The organism is Mycobacteroides salmoniphilum (genome assembly GCF_004924335.1).
Classification (GTDB): domain Bacteria; phylum Actinomycetota; class Actinomycetes; order Mycobacteriales; family Mycobacteriaceae; genus Mycobacterium; species Mycobacterium salmoniphilum.
The window spans coordinates 4601869-4620219 of sequence record NZ_CP024633.1 but is presented as its reverse complement, the minus strand read 5'-3'; the positions used below and the strand labels follow the sequence as shown (position 1 = coordinate 4620219).

Here is an 18351-nt window from a genome sequence, read left to right as displayed (position 1 = left end):
ACGGATTTCTGGACGAGCAGTCCATTCCCAAATTTGGTGGACAACAAGGTATTAGACGTGTCCAGACCGAGATTGCGGATTGTGTCGTTCGTGGCGTGCCGACATGATTTACTCGTCGGCATCGGGTCGCGCGCGACGAGGCGTGCCGCACGTTGGCAGTGTTTCGCACACGACCGAGCCTGGGTGCCGCTGCATTCGAAGTTCGGTTATCCGTTGTGTTCACATCCGATCTGAAGAGACATGTTCGTGCAGCTGACATGCTGCCGGGCGCGGAAGACAGTCGGAGGGACTCGAGATTTTCACGATCTTGAAGCGTGTGTGGATTCCGTTGGTGCTTGTGGTGGTGGCAGTCGCGGGTGGATTCACCGTGTCGCGGTTGCACGGCGTCTTCGGTAACGAGCGTCGTCCCGCGTATGCCAGTGCCGAACGGGAAGAGAAGCGGCCGCACGACCCCAAGTACCTGATCTACGAGGTGTTCGGGCCTCCGGGCACGGTGGCGACCATCAGTTACTTCGATGCGGATGCCGAGCCACAGGTGATCAAACAGGCCGCGCTGCCCTGGTCGGTGGAGTTCCCGATCACCGAAGCGACGGCCATGGGAAACCTCACCGCACAGGGTGACACCGACAGCATTGGATGCCGCATCCTCGTGGGCGACAAGGTCAAGGACGAGAAGATTCGATACGGCGTCAGCGCATTGACCTTCTGCATGTTGAAGGCCGCATGAGCATTCTCAACGACCCTCCGACAGAGCCGTTGCCGGTGGGTCACCGTCCACCATTACTGGCACGGTTGATCCGCCGTCTGTCAGTTCCGATCATCCTTGGTTGGTTGGCGATAGCCGTCGTCTTGAGCATGAGCGTTCCCTCACTTGAGCAGGTCGAGAAGGAACATGCGGTGGCGATGAATCCAGATGCGGCACCGTCATTTCAGGCAACGCAACGAATGGGCCAGCTGTTCGACGAATCGAATTCCAGCGTGGTGGCGATGATCGTTGTGGAGGGGCAGCAACCCCTCGGTGATGACACGCACCGCTACTACGACGAGTTGATTCGCCAATTGAAATCCGATACAGCCCATGTGCAGCATGTGCAGGATTTCTGGGGCGATCAAATGACACAGGCTGCTGCGCAAAGTCTCGACGGTAAGGCTACGTATGTACAAGTGGCCCTGACGGATCCCCGTGAGGGGGCTTCGGCGAATCAATCCGTCGAGGCCGTCCGGGGCATTGTGGACAGGACACCAGCGCCGCCCGGAGTCAAGGCCTATGTGACCGGACCGGCCGCGTTCGCCGCGGACCTGGGCCCTGCCGGCAACAGGACGGTCCTCCTGGTCACGGGGCTAAGCCTCGCGGTGATCTTCACCATGCTGCTCTTGGTCTACCGATCGATCATTTCCGTCATTCTCATGCTGATTGTCGTCGGAATAGAGTTGACGGTGGCCCGCGGGTTCGTGGCGTTTCTCGGCAACCTGGGGCTTATCGGTATCACCACGTTCGTTGTCAATTTGCTGGTGGCACTTGCCATCGCGGCTGGAACGGACTACGGCATATTCTTCACCGGGCGATACCAGGAGGCACGGCAGGCCGGGGAGGATCCGGAGACGGCGTTTTACACCACGTTCCGCAGCGTGGCCAAGGTGGTGTTGGGTTCGGGTTTGACGATTGCCGGCGCGGTTCTCTGTCTGCACTTCACCCGGCTCCCCGTCTATCAAACACTCGGAGTCGCCACCGCCGTGGGCATGGTCGTGGCCGTCGCGGTGGCAATCACACTCGTTCCCGCGGTGATTGCCGTGGGCAGCCGTTTTGGGCTGTTTGAGCCCAAGCGAAAGGTCACGGTCCGTCGATGGCGACAGATAGGTACGGCGATCGTGCGTTGGCCGGCACCGATTCTCGCCGCGACGTGCGCGGTGGCACTCATCGGGCTGTTGACGTTGCCCGTGTACCAGCCCAGCTACAACGACCAGAAGTACATCCCGCACGATATTCCCGCCAATGTCGGCTATGCCGCCGCCGCAAGACATTTCCCTCAGTCGTTGATGATGGCCCCGGATGTTCTGTTGATTGAAGCCGATCACGACATGCGCAATCCGGTCGACTTCCTGGTGCTCAACAAGCTGGCGCGCGGTGTCCAAGCGGTGCCCGGTGTTTCGAGGGTTCAGGCGGTAACGCGACCCGGCGGTGAGCCTTTGAAACACACCACCATTCCGTTCATGCTCAGTATGAGCAGCGCGAGTCAATCGCATCTCATGCCGTTTCAGAAGAACCGCATGGACGATCTGTTGGTTCAAGCCGACGACATGCTCAAGACGATCGGCATCATGAAGCGGATGCAAGCGTTGACTGAGCAGATGGTGGGTACGACCCACGACATGGTCGGAACAACGCATGAGCTCGAGACGATCATGAATGAGCTGCGCGATCATGTGATGGATTTCGATGACTTCATCAGGCCGATCCGGAATTACCTCTACTGGGAAAAGCACTGCTACGACATTCCGGTCTGTCAGGCCATCCGTTCCGTCTTCGACACGCTCGACGGAGTCGACGAGGTCTCCGACAAGCTCGGTGACCTGGTGGCCAATCTGGATCGGCTGGACGAGCTCCTTCCGCAAATGGCACAACAGTTTCCCGTGATGATCGAGACGATGGAATCCACACGGAAAATGATGTTGTCCATGCACAGCACCATGTCCGGGATTTTCGATCAGATGGAGCAGTCGACCAATAACTCGACCGCGATGGGTAAGGCTTTCGATGCTGCCCAGAACGACGACTCGTTCTATCTCCCCCCGGAGGTTTTCGAGAACGAGGACTTCAAACGCGTCATGGATATCTTCCTGTCCTCGGACGGGAAGGCGGCCCGGATGCTGATATCGCAGAGGGGCGATCCCGCGACCCGCGAGGGCATGTCGTTGGTTGAGCCGATAGAGACAGCGGCTGCCGAGGCACTCAAGGGCACACCGCTGCGGAATGCCAAGATCTATATGACAGGCACCGCAGCGTCGGTCAAAGATGTTGTCGACGGTTCGAAGTACGACCTGTTGATCGCGGCCACCGCGGCGCTCTGTCTGATATTCGGCATCATGCTGGTCATGACGCGAAGTTTTGTGGCTGCGCTGGTTATCGTTGGCACAGTGGCACTTTCGCTGGGTGCGGCGTTCGGTCTCTCGGTGCTCATCTGGCAGAGCATTCTTGGCATTCCCTTGAACTGGGTGGTGCTGGCGATGTCGGTGATCATCTTGTTGGCGGTGGGTTCTGACTACAACCTGTTGTTGGTGTCGCGGATGAAAGAAGAACTGGGCGCGGGAATCAATACCGGGATCATTCGGGCCATGGGCGGGACCGGCAAGGTGGTGACCTCGGCGGGTTTGGTGTTCGCTTTCACCATGTTGTCCATGGTGGTCAGCGATCTTGTCACCATCGGCCAACTGGGTTCGACGATCGCGATCGGTCTGTTGTTCGACACGTTGGTGGTGCGCGCGTTCATGACGCCGGCGATCGCCGCGTTGTTGGGGCGGTGGTTCTGGTGGCCGCAGCGGGTACTCCAACGCCCCGCCAGAACACGACGCCACGCGCCCGGCTCGCGCCCGTTGGTGAGCTTCCTGCTCCAGAAGGAAGAGCGCTAACCGCGATGGATGCCTCTGTCTACTGCCTGGCGACGACCGCATGAGTATTCACCGGATGGTCAACCGGCCACCGCTGGTGGCCCGGCTGATCCGTCGGCTGTCGGTGCCGATCATCCTTGGCTGGCTGGCGGTCATCGCCGTCGTGACCTTTGCGGTTCCGTCACTGGAACAAGTCGGGCGGGAAAGCTCGGTGTCCCTGGTTCCCCAAGCCGCGCCGTCATTCCTGGCGATGCAGCGCATGGGGCAGGTCTTCGGAGAATCGAATTCCGACAGCGTGGCGATGGTCGTGTTGGAGGGGCAGCAGCCGCTCGGTGATGACGCACACGGCTACTACGACAACTTGATTCGGCAGTTGAGGGCCGACACCGCCCATGTACAGCACGTCCAGGACTACTGGGGTGACCCACTTACCGCGACGGGTGTGCAGAGCGCTGACGGTAAGAGCGTCTACGTCCAGGTGAACCTAGCGGGTAACCAAGGCCAGGCCCTGGCGAACAAGTCCGTGGAGGCAGTCCGGGGCATCGTGGAACGGTCGTCACCCCCGTCGGGGGTTCAGGCCTATGTCACGGGCCCCGCGCCATTGCTGACGGATATGAACCACGCCGGGAACACGTCCATCGTCAAAATCACGGTGGTGACGCTCGTGGTGATCCTCACCATGCTGCTCTTTGTATACCGCTCGATGGTCACCGTCATTCTGCTGTTGGTCATGGTGGGAATACAGGTACAGGCCGCTCGAGGTATCGTTGCCCTGCTGGGAGACCATGGGGTTATCGGACTTTCGACGTTCTCGGTCAATCTCTTGGTGTCGCTCGGTATCGCGGTGGGAACGGACTACGGCATATTCTTCACCGGGCGCTATCAAGAAGCCCGACAGTCCGGCGAAGACCGGGAGACGGCCTTCTACACCACCTACAGCAGTGTCGCGAAGGTGGTCGTGGCCTCCGGATTGACGATTGCGGGGGCGATCTTCTGCCTCAGCTTCACTCGGCTGCCCTACTTCCAAACCATGGGCATTCCCGCTGCGGTGGGTATGGCCGTCGCGGTCGCGGTGGCTGTCACACTCGTCCCGGCCGTCATCGGTCTAGGCAGTCGTTTCGGGCTATTCGAGCCCAAACGAAAGATGATGGTGCGCCGATGGCGGTGGGTTGGTACGGCTATCGTTCGGTGGCCCGGACCGATCCTTGCCGGGGCGTGTGCGGTCGGACTCATTGGACTGCTCGCACTTCCGGGGTATCAGACGAGCTATGACGACAGGCTGTATGTGCCCCGGGACATCCCCGCGAACGTGGGATATGCGGCCGCAGAACGGCACTTTCCCGAGTCGCGAATGACCCCCGATGTCTTGATTCTTGAGGCAGACCACGATATGCGTAATCCGGCAGATTTCGTGGTTCTCCACAAACTGGCCAAGGGTCTCTATGCCGTTCCGGGTATTTCGATGGTGCAGAGCATTACTCGGCCAGAGGGAAGCCCGATCGAGCACACTTCCATACCGTTTCAAATCAGCCTGCAAAGCGCAGGCATGCTGCAGATCCTGCCGTTTGGAAAAGAACGCGTGGACGACATGCTGAAACAGGCCGATGACACCACGAAGATGATCAACCAAATGCAGCACACCTACGAGCTGATGAGCAGCATCTCGGACATCACCAACGAGACGGTCCTCATGAACAGGGAGCTGACGGCGACCGTCGATCGGCTGCGGGATTACATCGCCAACTTCGATGACTTCTTTAAGCCCCTCCGCAACTATCTGTACTGGGAGAAGCACTGCGAGACCATTCCGATCTGCTTCGCGATCAGATCAGTGTTTCAGGCGCTCGACGGAACTGACCAGCTCAGTCTTCGGACGCACCAGATCCTCGAACGCGTGGAGCAGATGAATGGCTATCAGCGGGATTTGATCGCGCTCTTCCCGCCGATGATCGCGACCATGAAGTCAATGCGCGCCATGATGCTGACAATGCACAGCACCATGTCGGGGATCTTTTCCCTCATCGACCAAACGGCAGCGAACGCGACCGCGATGGGAAAGATCTACGATGGTGCCCAGAACGACGACTCGTTCTACTTGCCGCCGGAGGTCTTCGAGAACGAAGACTTCAAACGCGCTATGTCCCTGTTCTTTTCGCCGAACGGGAAGGCTGTTCGGCTGATCCTGACGTACCGCGGTGATCCGGGGACACCGGAGGGTCTGTCGCGGGTGGACGCGGTGCGGACGGCGGCGGAAGAGGCGCTCAAGGTGACGCCGCTGGAAAACGCTCAGATCCATCTCGCCGGCACCGCCGCGACATTCAAAGACCTGCGTGACGGGTCCGCATACGATCTGTTGATTGCCGGTGTCGCGGCGCTCTGCCTGATATTCGGCATCATGCTGGTCATGACGCGAAGCTTTGTGGCTGCGCTGGTTATCGTTGGCACAGTGGCACTTTCGCTGGGTGCGGCGTTCGGTCTCTCGGTGCTCATCTGGCAGAACATTCTCGGTGTTGAATTGCACTGGCTGGTGCTGGCGATGTCGGTGATCATCTTGTTGGCGGTGGGTTCTGACTACAACCTGTTGTTGGTGTCGCGGATGAAAGAAGAATTGGGCGCGGGAATCAATACCGGGATCATTCGGGCCATGGGCGGGACCGGCAAGGTGGTGACCTCGGCGGGTTTGGTGTTCGCTTTCACCATGTTGTCCATGGTGGTCAGCGATCTGCGCGTGATCGGGCAGGTCGGCTCCACGATCGGGATCGGTCTGCTGTTCGACACGTTGGTGGTGCGCGCGTTCATGACGCCGGCGATCGCCGCGTTGTTGGGGCGGTGGTTCTGGTGGCCGCAGCGGGTACTCCAACGCCCCGCCAGAGTGCAACGAGACTCTGCGGGACCTCGGCCGTTGGTCATGCAAGATGCCTGACTTCGGGTGGGACTGGACCTGGCCCGTCAGGGGTCGGAATGATACGAAAAATGTTGATAGGAAAGGAAGTATATAGATGTTTCGTCCATCGTTGACTCAGCTGTCGGTCGGGTTGGGGGCATTGGCCTTGTCGTTGGCCAGCGCCGCCGGGATCGCTTCCGCGGACCCCGATCTGGACTCCGCCATCAACACCACGTGCAGCTATCCGCAGGTGGTAGCGGCGCTCAATGCCCAGGACCCGCAATTCGGTAAGGCATTCTCCCAGTCGCCGATACTGCAGCGTGGCCTGCGTGAATTCCTTGCGGCCGGTCCGGACAAGCGGGCACAGACGGCCCAAGATGTGGCGAATGCTCCGGCCTTTCAGCCGTATCTCGGAGTAATGGAGCAGGCCTACCGGACATGTCACAACTTCTGACGTCGGTTGAGCGCCAGCTTCTTTGACGTAACTGCGTGGATACGTGACGCGTCAGTGAATCTCGCCGGTCAGATCGAAATCGGCCAGCGTGAGCTCGGCCAGTTCGTGCAGGGCCTCCTTGGTGTTCTTCCCACCCGGTTGGTAGGCGCCGACGCTGATGAAGATCCTGCCGTTGAGACGCCCTGAAAGGATGAACATTCGACCGCCGGTTCGCTCAAGGAGCTGACGCCTCTCGCGTTGTCCGGTCGCACGTGCGTTCTGGAAGTCGGCGAGTGTCCCGGCGGGGTACCCGATCATCGAGCTGAGATCGCCTAGATAGGAACAGAACACCGACTGGTCGGGGTCGGCGGGCATTCTGGCCACCATCCGTCTCAGCGCCCGCTTCGGTGTGAACGAGGGCAGCCATAGGAGCTGCTTCGATTCGTCCGATGCCTCCTTCATCGCCGTGAGTGTCTGCTTGATCGCGGACCGAACGTCGCGCAGGTCCGTGGTGAGCGAGGTGGGGTCGATGCTGACGCGTGCGTAGGACAGTGCCATGGCGCGCGTGTCGTCCTCGGTGCGCTCGCTGATGGGGATCTGCAGAGTGACGGTGCCGTTGTCGGCATGTCGACGCCCGATGCGCTCTCCAAAACGAGCGGCGAAGGCCGCGGCGAGGGTGTGGCTTGCGCCGGCGAGCGCTTCCGCACGCGCATCCCAGGCGTTCAAATCGACGTAGATCGTGATGGCCGGTACCAGGACGAGGTCGTCGGTGACGACCTCGTGGATTGGCAGCGGCGCAGTCGAATGCCCGGTTCCTCTCCTGTTGCGCGCCTGTTTTCGGGCCAGCTTTCCCGCCGCCACGAGAGCGCGCGCGGCCTGGGGCACATCCCGCGCTGTCTGTCGTGCATCCTGGCCCACCGCGCGCAGTCGAGTGCGAGACATCGGCGCCGGATAGCCCAGGTCGCGTGTTTTGCCCAGGGCTGCTTCGACTATGACGAGGGCTAGTCCGAGGCCGTCGATGAGATTATGCGAGAGGACCAGGCTGATCGCGGTCGTACCGTCCGCAAGGGGAAGGACGCCGATGTGCCAGCCGGGTCCCGACTGAGGGTCGATGCGCAACTGTGAACGTTCATCAACCCAGTCGCTGAACTCGGCGCGCGGACGGGCGTGTTGAGCGACGTCGATGTCCGACGAACCGGGGTCCGCCACCCAACGATGCCGGGCGATCGGCAGTGCTGGACGCTCGATGCGCCGACCCAACAAACCCTGGCCGAGATTGTGATGAAAGCGGCGTAGAGCTTCGAGATCGACAGTGTGCCCGTACAGCCACGTGACTTGGATGATCACGTTCATGTCGGCGGCGTGATGCTCGGCCAGCAATGCCTCGTCCGCCAATGCGAGGCGATTATCCGGCCGTGCAGCACCTTTGGCTGCCCGGCGTCGGCTCAGGGACTCTCGTAGCCGACGTATCTGCCCAGGCACCAGTCAAACTCCTTCGTTTCCGGCCGTGCGTCTGCGGTTTCGTACTCTGGGCGGCAATGGATTTGGGGATACGCGTGGCCCAGTTTGCACATGCATACTGCCAGCCGCCCAGCCGCGCTCAATCAACCGAATAGGTCGGGAGCCTAGCCGCTTCGCGGACAAGGCGTGGCGAAATCTGTCTCGTGGGCTGCCAACGGATCTGATAGACGAGCGGACCCAGATCTTCCGTCACGGTGTATGGCGGAGTAACTGGACCATTATTGCAGTTTTCATGCCCCGCAGCACATTTGATTTCGCGACTGGCATGTCGAGCAGCGTCGTCGTGATCCATGATGTTCTACGTGGAGAACAGAGCTTTCGATATCTCGAATATGCCTCGGGGTGGTCCGGACGCTTCCTGGTTGGACAGACGATTGCAGACCGGCCGCCTGGAATACCTGGACCGTGACGACGTCGACGATCTCAAGCACAAGGTCATGGCCGCGCTTGATCGCGCTGGGCGGAGACGGTGGATCGGTGTGCACGAGAAATGCGCCCGCATGGCCCTACGCGAGGTCGCTGGTGTGCGCTCGCCGAAGATCCTTGAACTTGGTGCAGGCCTTGGAGGGTTGTCCCGCAAGCTACTGGAAATGCATCCCAGCGTCCAGGTGACGATCACCGACATCGATCCCACGTTCGTGGCGGCGGCCGCCGCCAGTGATCTCGGCAGCCACCCGCGCGCAACGGTGAGGGAAATGGACGCCACCGCAATCGATGCCGTGGATGAGCAATACGATCTCGCGGTGTTTGCCTTGTCGCTGCATCATCTTTCACCTGATCTTGCTGCTCGGGTGTTCGCATCGGCGACGCGCGCGGCGAAGAAGTTCTTGATCGTCGACTTGCCCAGGCCGCCGGTGGCTCTTCACATGGCGTTGTTGGCGGTAGTGCTGCCACTCGTGAGGATCTCGCCGTTGCAGCACGATGGTTTTATCAGTTCCCTGCGCGCCTACAGTCCGTCGGCGCTGCGCGCGCTGGCCCATCATGCCGATCCGGCCATCGCCGTCGAATTCCGGACCCGCCGGGGGCTGGGGCCCACGGTGGTGGTCGCGAGTCGCCCGTCCGTACTACCGCCGTAACCACATTGCGGAAAGCCGCTCGATGTCGTCACATGTGCTGCGGACGCATGATTCAATGTGCGACAGTCAATTACGCCTCGAATTCGTTCTGATCGGATGCCCCGGCAGGACCGGGCGGTCTACCGCTGGAGGATTTCATGATGCGGCACGACACTCCTGCGCCGCCCCGCCCGGTGGCTCTGTTTGTGATGGGTATGGCGCGGTCCGGGACATCGGCGATCACCCGGGCGCTGTCGCTGTGCGGCGGCGCTCTGCCACCCGCGCTCGCGGGTGCGAACCAGGCCAACCCCCGGGGCTACTGGGAGCCCCGCAAAGCCATCATCCTCAACGAGAGAATTCTGCACCGGAACGGCAGCTCCAGATTCGACACGACCTTGCGTCTCCAAGAAGAGGGCGCGTTCGATGCCGGTGAGAAGGCTGCCTGTATCGCTGAGATCCGCGCATATCTGACATCGTTGCCGCCGGCGCCACTGCTGATCATCAAGGATCCGAGGATAAATCTACTGTCCGACATGTGGTTTGAGGCAACTCGGCTGGCCGGATACGATGTGGCGACAGTGGTGGCGGTGCGCCACCCGACGGAGGTTGTCGCCTCAGTTGCGGCCCAGGCGGCCGCGTCGCCGGAATTCTCGAGTGCGCTATGGCTCAAGTTCAATCTGTTGGCCGAGGCACACACTCGCGATGTCCCGCGCGTATTCGTGGGGTATGCCAACCTCCTCGAGGATTGGCGCCGGGAAATGAAACGAATCTCGGTAGCGCTCGGGGTCGATCTGGACACCCGCGATGAGGCAGCAATCGAGGAATTCCTCGAAAATGACCTTCGGCGCCAGAAGTATTGTGGGCCAGTAACAGAGCCGTTCGGTACGGACTGGATGTCCGTAGTTTATGAAACGCTCTGTGCGGCTGCTGCCGACGAACCGTGGGATCCGTCGGCATTGGAGCGAGTCTTAGAGTCGTATCGGATTAGTGAACGTGGCTTCCGGGCGATGCTCGAGGATTACCAGAGATTCCACAAGCTGAGCCGGCGCACCCGCCCCTCGATGATGAAGCTGATCTACGAGGTCATGGCGACTGCGAACGGGAGACGTGGGACATGGGCCTGACATGCTGATCCCGTATGTCGCCTCACCACTTTAGGCAACGCCGTTGACTACCTGAATGATTCCAGCGACTGAGAATATGGTGATCAGCATCTGGCGGCGGTGGGCCAACGCCCAGTCGTGCAGTGGCCGCAGTACCGCAAGGGTTTTCGCGGGCGCGACCAGATAGCTGACGAGGGTGAGCTCAACCACCGTGAACATTCCAAAGACGAACAGGATGACGGCGATGACCTGGGTTCCGATTGGGGAACCCGAGGCCACGATGGGAGTGAGTACGAAGACCACCAACATGGGTGGCGGTAGGCCGGCCAGGCCGAACACGAAGGCGACCCACAGCGCCCCGTTTTCCCAGGCCTTTTGGAGGTGGCGGAGCAGCCGTCGGAACACCGATCCCCCTTCCGCGTCCTCGTCCTGGAGGGTGCCAAACGGGGACGTGATGGGGGTTGGCGTCTGTGCATCACGAGTCTGGTCAGAGGCGTCGCCCACCGATACCCGCACACGCATCCGCTGACGGACCGAGCGTGCTGTCATCATCGCTGCGATCGACAGCATCAGAACGCCCATGCCGAGATTGACCACCCGCGTGGTGATGCTGTTGCCCGGCGTGGCCATGTCTTCCACGAAGGTGCGAACCGACGGTGCTATGTGCAACACCATCAGCGGTATCAGCAGACCCGCAAGACTCACGATCATGCTGCCCATCCAGTATGCCGCGAGATTCTGGACCGGCTGAGGCCTCGAGATCATCAGGACGATGATGGCGAGTAGTACCGGATTGACCGCGAACATGATCGCCATCGCGAGCAGTAGACCCCACACGGCCCGGAACACTACCCAGGCAGACACGCTTTCTTGGCGGAATGGGGAAGCAAAGAAGCCAGCAACGCCGAGGTGGTATTTGGCGAACCATTGTGCCCGAATGGTTTTCGTGTGGGCACCTGGCGAGGGACCCTCAGACGCCGCTCAGCCCGTGGATGAGAAGTGATATCCCAGCCACTATGCACATGGCTATCAGAATCTTCCGCCGATGAGTCAACGCCCAGTCATGCAACAACTGCACAACCGCTTGGGTTTTCGTGGGCGCGACCAGATAGCTGATCAGCGTCAGTTCGACAATCGCCAGCACACCGAGGATGAAGACGACTGCAACGGTGATCTGCGTCCCGAGCGCGGCACCTGAGCTCACCAGAATGGCTATGAGGAACAGGCCTGCGTCCGGTTCGATACCGCCCAGTAGCAGGCCGATCAGGAAGGCGACCCAGAGTGATCCGTTTTCCCACGCACTACCGGCTCGGCGCAGCAGTCGCCGGACGAGAGACCCTCCGTCGGGCGTGGTGTCCGCGGTCCGCCCCAGGAGTCGTGAGATCGGGTTCTGCGTTGGCGGATTCAGCTCCGGGGCCACTACATCTGCACCCGCGTACTGCAGCTGACGCCGGCGCAGACGTGGCCACACCGCTATGAGCGCGGCAACCGATAGCGCGAGCACACCCATACCGAGTTGAACGTGGCGAATCGCCGGGCTACTCGCCACGCCCTGTGCGAATGATCTGAACATCGGCGTGACATGCAGCAGTGTCAGTGGTGCCACCACGGCGGGAATGCAACCGATGAGACAGCCCGCCCAGTAGACGAGCAGATTTTGCACGGGCTGCGGCCGAGAGATCACGAGGAGGGTGATGCCCAGGCGTATCGGATTCAGGGCGACCAGTACCACGAGTGCTAGCACCGATCCCCACACGTACGAAGACACTACGCGGTAGGTTCGTGGTCTGGGGTTCCTTTGAAAGTTGTTCTGTGGCGGCCTGTCACAGGCCCTCGGCACGTGGTGCGCGTTCTCCGGACTCAGACTCTCGTGGAGGAGATTTGAATGACGGCGGTTACCAGTGCGTGCCGGCTGTGCGACTCGACTGGCCCCCATCGAACGCTAGAGGTTCGCGAGATGATGTTCGGCACCCGCGAGGTGTTCGAATACTTCAGCTGCGCCGCGTGCGACACGTTGCAGATCGTCAACGCGCTTGAGGGTGAAGAGCTCATGCGGCATTACCCCGCGGCCTACTACTCGCACAACGGTTCGGCCCAGCCGAAGGCCTTTCAATGGCTGGTCACACAGCGAGACCTATTTAAACTACGAAGCGGGGGAAGGATATTTGGGCCGGCTCTGGCTTCTCCCGTGCCGGAGGGCATCTTCCGTGTGCTGCTCGGGGGGGATGCTGTCAAGATGCTCGCCGCGCTTGGAATTGGGCGCGATGCGCGGATCTTGGATGTTGGATGTGGAAGCGGTGCGTTACTGGACCGGCTCGCGAGGGTCGGGTTCGTCAGCTTGGTCGGAGCTGACCCGTTCATCGCAGAGGATGGCCAGTCGCGTGAACGCATACCGCTACTGAAGCGCTATTTGAGTGATGTGACAGGCGAATTCGATCTCATCATGTTCAATCATTCGCTCGAACACATGCCCGATCCGGTGGCCACGCTCGAGGTGGCGTCCAGAAAGTTGACCGACGGCGGCATGTGCCTGGCCCGGGTGCCCACGACGTCATCCGAGGCGTGGTCCGTCTATGGAGCCGATTGGGTGCAGGCCGATGCACCTCGGCACATGGTCATACCGTCACGACGGGGAATGGCTCTGGCCGCAGAGCGTGCCGGCCTGCGCGTCGCGCAGACATTTGATGATTCAACTTTTGGTCAGTTCACCGGAAGCGAAGCCTATCGGGGTGATGTTCCGGTGACCGACCCCAAAATCCTTCGTATGTTTCGGCCCACGCAGATCTGGGAATGGGAGAAGCGGGCCACACGGCTCAATCAGCAGAACCGTGGTGACCAGACCGGTTTTGTGCTGCGGGTCAAGTGACTCCGAATCTGCACGCTTTGTCTAAGGTTCTCGATGCATCCCCAAATCTCTTGAATTCAAAGTCAATAACGCGGGTACCGGGATATGCTGCCGGGCGGTTGAGCTGTGGCGAGGCTCCCGCTTTCATTCCGCAGGAACACGGGAAGTGAAGGGCTCTGCGATGAAATTCGTACTGTCATTCTATGGAACACGTGGTGATGTCGAGCCCGGCATCGCCGTCGGCCGTGAGTTGTTGCGCCGTGGGCATGACGTACGCATGATCGTCCCACCCGACCTTGTCGACTTCACCGAGGCGGCCGGACTTTCCGCGGTCGCCTGCGGACCCGACGTGCGGGTGTGGCAGGACGTGAACCGTGACTTCTGGGCGCGATTCTTGCGGAACTTCTGGAAGAACTTCTGGAGGATCCGGGACCTTCGGGAGCTGCTGCGTGAAGATTGGCGATTTTTGGTTCAGTGCTGGGAGGACGTCAGTACGACGCTGAGATCGCAAGCGGCGGATGCCGACCTGCTGTTCACTGGTGTCCTCGGTGAAGAGTCAGCCGGCAATGTCGCGGAGTTCTACTCGCTTCCATTCGCCACGCTGCACGTGTTTCCGATCCGCGCCAACGGTCAGCTCGTTCCGGGAATGCCGGCCCGGCTGGGCCGGTCCATCATGCGATTGTCGGAGTGGCTGGGTTGGCCGATGTTCAAAAGGCTCGAGGATCCACAGCGTCGTGAGCTGGGCCTGCCCAAAGCCACCGGCCCCTCGCCCTGGCGGATCGCGGAGCGTGGTTCGTTGGAGATCCAGGCCTATGACGAGGCTTGTATGCCCGGATTGGCGGAGGAATGGGCGGAATACGATGGGCTACGACCCTTCGTGGGTGCACTGACGCTTGATCTACCAACAGATTCCGATGACGAGGTGGCCTCGTGGATTGCCGGGGGAGAACCGCCGATTTGTTTCGGCTTCGGCAGCATGCCCGTCGAGTCTGCCGCCGAGACACTTGCCATGATCAGCGCGGCATGTGATCAGTTGGGGGAGAGGGCGTTAGTGTGCGCCGGCGGAAGTGATTTCAGCCATGTACCACTTTTTAAGAATGTCAAAGTGGTGGGCGTAATGAATTACTCTGCCGCCTTTCCCGCGTGCCGTGCGGTAGTGCACCACGGTGGCGCGGGCACCACCGCCGCGAGTCTGCGAGCGGGAGTCCCCACATTGGTGCTGTCGACCGACCTCGATCAGACGTTATGGGGAGCGCGCGTCAAGCGGCTGAAAGTAGGTACCGCCCGGCGTTTCTCGGCGACGACGGAGAAGACACTGGTCGCCGACCTGCGCACTATCCTCGACGCCGCGTACGTCACGCGTGCCCGTGAGGTCGCAGCCCGAATGACCAAAGCTGCCGACAGTCCGGTGACCGCCGCCGATCTGCTGGAAGACTTCGTGCGGCTCAAGCGGGCCGGCTGAGCCCGCGATGAAGTTCGTATTGGCGAGCTACGGCACGCGCGGCGATATCGAGCCGTGTGTAGCGGTTGGCTGCGAGCTGCTACGTCGGGGACACGAGGTACAGATGGCCGTTCCTCCTGATCTCATCGCATTCGTCGAGGCGGCCGGCCCCACCGCCGTCCCCTACGGGCCAGATCTCCAGGCAGTTCTCGACGCCCACCGCGATTTCTGGACGCACTTCTTTCGCAACTTCTGGAAGATGCGGGATTTGATCAGGATGCGGCGCGATGTGGTGGAGCCCTTTCTCCAATGTTGGAAGGACATCGTCGCCACATTGACCTCGTTGGCCGAGGGAGCGGACTTGCTCTTCACCGGTGTGAATTTCGAGGACGCCGCGGGCAATGTCGCGGAGTACTACGACATTCCACTGGCTACGCTGCATTTCTTTCCCTTGCGGGCCAATGGCCACTTCGTACCGCTCCTGCCCGCTCCATTGGGCCGATCGACAATGAAGGTTGGCGAGTGGCTGGCCTGGCAGAATGCGAAGAAGGTCGAGGGCGTCCAGCGCGGCGAACTGGCGCTGCCGAAGGCCGTTGCGCCCTCACCGTGGCGAATCACCGAACGCGGATCGCTGGAGATCCAGGCCTACGACGAGGTCTGCTTTCCCGGCCTGGCCGCCGAATGGGCGGAGCATGAGGGCCGTCGTCCGTTCGTCGGCGCGCTGACGCTCGACTTACCCACGGAGTTCGATGACGAAGTGGCCTCGTGGATAACCGCCGGTGCTCCGCCTGTCTTCTTTGGCTTTGGCAGCCTGCCGGTCGAATCTGCCACCAAGACACTTGCCATGATCAGCTCGGCGTGTGACCAATTGGGCGTGCGGGCGTTGGTGTGTTCTGCCGGGTCAGATTTCAGCGATGTCCCCCTCGCCGAGAACATCAAAGTGGTTGGTGCGATGAACTACTCTGCCGCCTTCCCGGCCTGTCGCGCGGTAGTGCACCACGGCGGCACCGGCACCACCGCTGCGGGCTTACGGGCGGGAGTTCCCACCTTGGTGCTGTCGACAGACCTCGATCAGACGCTGTGGGGAGCTCGGGTCAAACGATTGAAAGTGGGTACAGCCCGGCGCTTCTCGGCCACGACAGAGAAGACATTGGTTGCTGACCTACGTACCGTCCTCGCACCGGAATGCGTGGCCCGCGCCCACGAGATCGCTGCTCGAATGACCACTCCCGCCGAGAGCGTTGTGATCACAGCAGACCTCGTCGAGAGCCTCGCGGCAGCTAGCGCTGCGAGTCGCTGGACTGCGTAATGCCGTGAGTACCGGCAGGACACGTTGGCGCTGCGGCGGGCTCGCAGTCCCTGATCGCTCGAACCCGGATGTACCCACCGCGGTGTGGCACGAAAGTCACGTGCTTCGCCTGCTGCTTCTCATCGGGCGCCGTGGTGGTACATAGGTCGACCCGGCGCAGGATCTCACGCAGTACGACCCGAATTTCGACCATGGCGAAGGTGGCGCCGAGGCAGCGACGGTTGCCGCCACCGAACGGCAGCCAGGTGGTCGGGCTCAGCGTGGTGCCGAGCATCCGATCGGGGTCGAATCGGTCCGGATCCGGATACACGTCGGCGCTTGCATGCACGAGTCCGATCGCCGGATCGACCATGATGCCGGCCGGTAGTCGATAGCCGCCGACCTCGACGGGCTCCTTGAGCACCCTGCCGGAACTGAAGATCACCGGACGGATGCGCAACGTCTCTTTGGTGACGGCGTCTAGGTATTCGTCGCCCGATGGGTCACCTGCGGCGCTGGCATCGGCGGCCTGCACGGCCTTCGCCAGTGCGGCAGGGTGGCGGGTCAGTCGTTCCAGCACCCAGGACAGTGCCGTCGCGGTGGTCTCGTGTCCGGCCGCGATGGACGTCAGGAGGTGATCACGCAGTTCTTGGTCGGACATGGTGCGTCCGTCCTCATCGGTGGCGCTGACCAGCATGGCCAGCACATCGGTGCGTTCGGCCAGGTGGGGATCGGCACGGCGTTCGGCAATCTCCGCATAGAGCAAGGCATCGGTCTCTGCCATTCGTCTGCCGACACCCCGCCACGGGAAATGGCGTCGCAGACCCGGATTGGTAATCGCCGGTGTTTCCCAGGGCTTCATGTAGAGCAGACGCGGCACGACCTTGCGCAGCGCGGCCAGCCGCACCGGGTCGGTGGCGCCGATAACTGTTCGCAGGATCACCTCGAGCGTGATGTCGGTGGTCTTGGGGGCAACGGAGAAGTCTTCACCCACCGGCCATGTGGATATGTTTGCGGCAGCGATCTCGGCCATCTGAGCGGCCTGGCGCGCGACGGTGTCGCGATGAAACGCCGGCATGAGCAGACGACGCTGGTCGTGGTGGGCGTCCTCGTCAAGTACAAACAAGGAGCTATCACCGAGGAGGCCCCGAAAGAACCAGTGCGCCTCGCCGGAATGAAAGACCCGCGGGTCCCCGGCGTACACCGTCTTGATATCGGCCGGATTTGCGAGGTATACGACCTTGCCCGACAAGGGGATACGCAGCGTGAACACGTTGCCATAGCGGCGCTGGCATCCGGCCAGGAAGCGCAGACCATAGGCAGCCATCAATATGGACTGCACCACCAGAGGGAGCGGAGGCCCGGGCGGCAGTGCGGTTTTCGCAGTTTTGCTCACTTTGCGTGATCCTCAGTACTAGACGGTATGACAGCTCACATGCCGGCGGCCTCGGCAGCGACTGGTGCGAGTTTGCCTGTCGCGGAAACTGACTCAGCCCGGGGCGCAACGGTGCCCACCAACGGTACGAGTGTTGGGTCGGGTGCGCAGGCACTTTCGAAGGTTGGGCATGTCGCCGATGGGTATCAGGTCAGTCGTCATCGGCGGTTCTACGAGATAAATCTGGTCACGTTCAATACCTCGTCGAGCACTGCACGATGCGTGCCACGGGGCATACAGCAAACCATGAGACAGCAGGCGCCTTCTGTGTCGTCGCGGTGGCGTCGGGCTGATCATGGCCGGTTTGGTAACGACTAGCAGCCAATTCGTCACTCCTGGGCCAATCGTGTCGGGCAATGACGACCGGCCATTCAGGTTCTTGACTGACCAGTAGCAAGTATTGGTGATTTTTCTAAAAACACGCAACGCCGGCGCTTTCTCGGTTAGTTTTAGAACAGGTTCCACTTATCGTGCGTGGATGGTGTCGGGAGAAGTGTTGAGTATCAATCCATTTGATGATGACAACGGCAGCTTTTTCGTTCTGGTCAACGACGAAGAGCAACACAGCCTGTGGCCGGCCTTTGCCGATGTTCCGGCCGGATGGCGAGTGGTTTTCGGTGCGGCGGATCGCGCTGCCTGCTTGGACAACATAGAGCAGAGCTGGCCAGACATTAGGCCAAAAAGCCTGCGCGAGAGGGTTGCACAGGGCCGGACTGTTGATCATTAAGCAGTGGGTGGGG

Annotated in this window: 14 protein-coding genes; 10 read left to right on the top strand and 4 right to left on the bottom strand. The window is 61.1% G+C overall.

Going from position 1 to position 18351, the window contains the following annotated elements; genetic code table 11:
- The first annotated feature begins 316 nt into the window (after positions 1-316).
- The 4 genes from DSM43276_RS22665 to DSM43276_RS22650 all read left to right on the top strand — a co-directional run bounded on the left by DSM43276_RS22665 (position 317) and on the right by DSM43276_RS22650 (position 6944).
- Positions 317-727 (top strand): MmpS family transport accessory protein, encoded by a 411-nt coding sequence (locus DSM43276_RS22665; RefSeq protein ID WP_078328541.1) that lies wholly within the window; start codon positions 317-319, stop codon positions 725-727.
- The gene (locus DSM43276_RS22660; protein WP_109555949.1) at positions 724-3627 is read left to right on the top strand and encodes an MMPL/RND family transporter; all 2904 of its coding nucleotides are present in this window, start codon (positions 724-726) and stop codon (positions 3625-3627) included. Before DSM43276_RS22665 ends, DSM43276_RS22660 begins: the two co-directional genes overlap by 4 nt.
- A 40-nt stretch (positions 3628-3667) precedes the next feature.
- The gene (locus DSM43276_RS22655; RefSeq protein ID WP_169053079.1) at positions 3668-6529 is read left to right on the top strand and encodes an MMPL/RND family transporter; all 2862 of its coding nucleotides are present in this window, start codon (positions 3668-3670) and stop codon (positions 6527-6529) included.
- Between the two features lie 76 nt (positions 6530-6605).
- The gene (locus tag DSM43276_RS22650) at positions 6606-6944 is read left to right on the top strand and encodes a hemophore-related protein (RefSeq protein ID WP_078328537.1); all 339 of its coding nucleotides are present in this window, start codon (positions 6606-6608) and stop codon (positions 6942-6944) included.
- A 51-nt stretch (positions 6945-6995) separates the two neighbouring features.
- On the opposite strand, the gene DSM43276_RS22645 is transcribed toward DSM43276_RS22650, so the two are convergent.
- Positions 6996-8405, bottom strand: coding sequence for a hypothetical protein (locus tag DSM43276_RS22645; protein ID WP_078328536.1), 1410 nt, complete (start codon positions 8403-8405; stop codon positions 6996-6998).
- A gap of 332 nt (positions 8406-8737) precedes the next feature.
- On the opposite strand from DSM43276_RS22645, the gene DSM43276_RS22640 reads away from it, so the two are divergent.
- Entirely contained in the window at positions 8738-9520 is a 783-nt protein-coding gene (locus tag DSM43276_RS22640) for a methyltransferase domain-containing protein (RefSeq protein WP_078328628.1), read from the top strand.
- 137 nt (positions 9521-9657) lie between these two features.
- Positions 9658-10623 (top strand): sulfotransferase family protein, encoded by a 966-nt coding sequence (locus DSM43276_RS22635; RefSeq protein WP_078328534.1) that lies wholly within the window; start codon positions 9658-9660, stop codon positions 10621-10623.
- Positions 10624-10653: 30 nt separating this feature from the next.
- Here DSM43276_RS22635 and DSM43276_RS22630 read toward each other — a convergent pair whose 3' ends face one another.
- A complete protein-coding gene (locus DSM43276_RS22630) occupies positions 10654-11439 on the bottom strand; it encodes a GAP family protein (RefSeq protein ID WP_078328625.1) in 786 nt (261 codons plus the stop codon).
- A gap of 133 nt (positions 11440-11572) precedes the next feature.
- A complete protein-coding gene (locus DSM43276_RS22625) occupies positions 11573-12358 on the bottom strand; it encodes a GAP family protein (protein WP_078328533.1) in 786 nt (261 codons plus the stop codon).
- Between the two features lie 129 nt (positions 12359-12487).
- On the opposite strand from DSM43276_RS22625, the gene DSM43276_RS22620 reads away from it, so the two are divergent.
- From DSM43276_RS22620 to DSM43276_RS22610, 3 genes are all read left to right on the top strand, one after another.
- Entirely contained in the window at positions 12488-13468 is a 981-nt protein-coding gene (locus tag DSM43276_RS22620; RefSeq protein WP_078328532.1) for a class I SAM-dependent methyltransferase, read from the top strand.
- Positions 13469-13628: 160 nt separating this feature from the next.
- Positions 13629-14909: a glycosyltransferase gene (locus tag DSM43276_RS22615; RefSeq protein ID WP_078328531.1), complete on the top strand. Its 1281-nt coding sequence runs from the start codon at positions 13629-13631 to the stop codon at positions 14907-14909.
- Positions 14910-14916: 7 nt separating this feature from the next.
- The gene (locus DSM43276_RS22610) at positions 14917-16197 is read left to right on the top strand and encodes a glycosyltransferase (protein WP_078328530.1); all 1281 of its coding nucleotides are present in this window, start codon (positions 14917-14919) and stop codon (positions 16195-16197) included.
- On the opposite strand, the gene DSM43276_RS22605 is transcribed toward DSM43276_RS22610, so the two are convergent.
- Entirely contained in the window at positions 16169-17572 is a 1404-nt protein-coding gene (locus DSM43276_RS22605) for a cytochrome P450 (protein WP_078328529.1), read from the bottom strand. The two genes, DSM43276_RS22610 and DSM43276_RS22605, sit on opposite strands and share 29 nt — an antisense overlap.
- A gap of 535 nt (positions 17573-18107) precedes the next feature.
- Here DSM43276_RS22605 and DSM43276_RS22600 point away from each other — a divergent pair.
- Positions 18108-18338, top strand: coding sequence for an MbtH family protein (locus tag DSM43276_RS22600; RefSeq protein ID WP_078328624.1), 231 nt, complete (start codon positions 18108-18110; stop codon positions 18336-18338).
- The last annotated feature ends 13 nt before the right edge of the window (positions 18339-18351 follow it).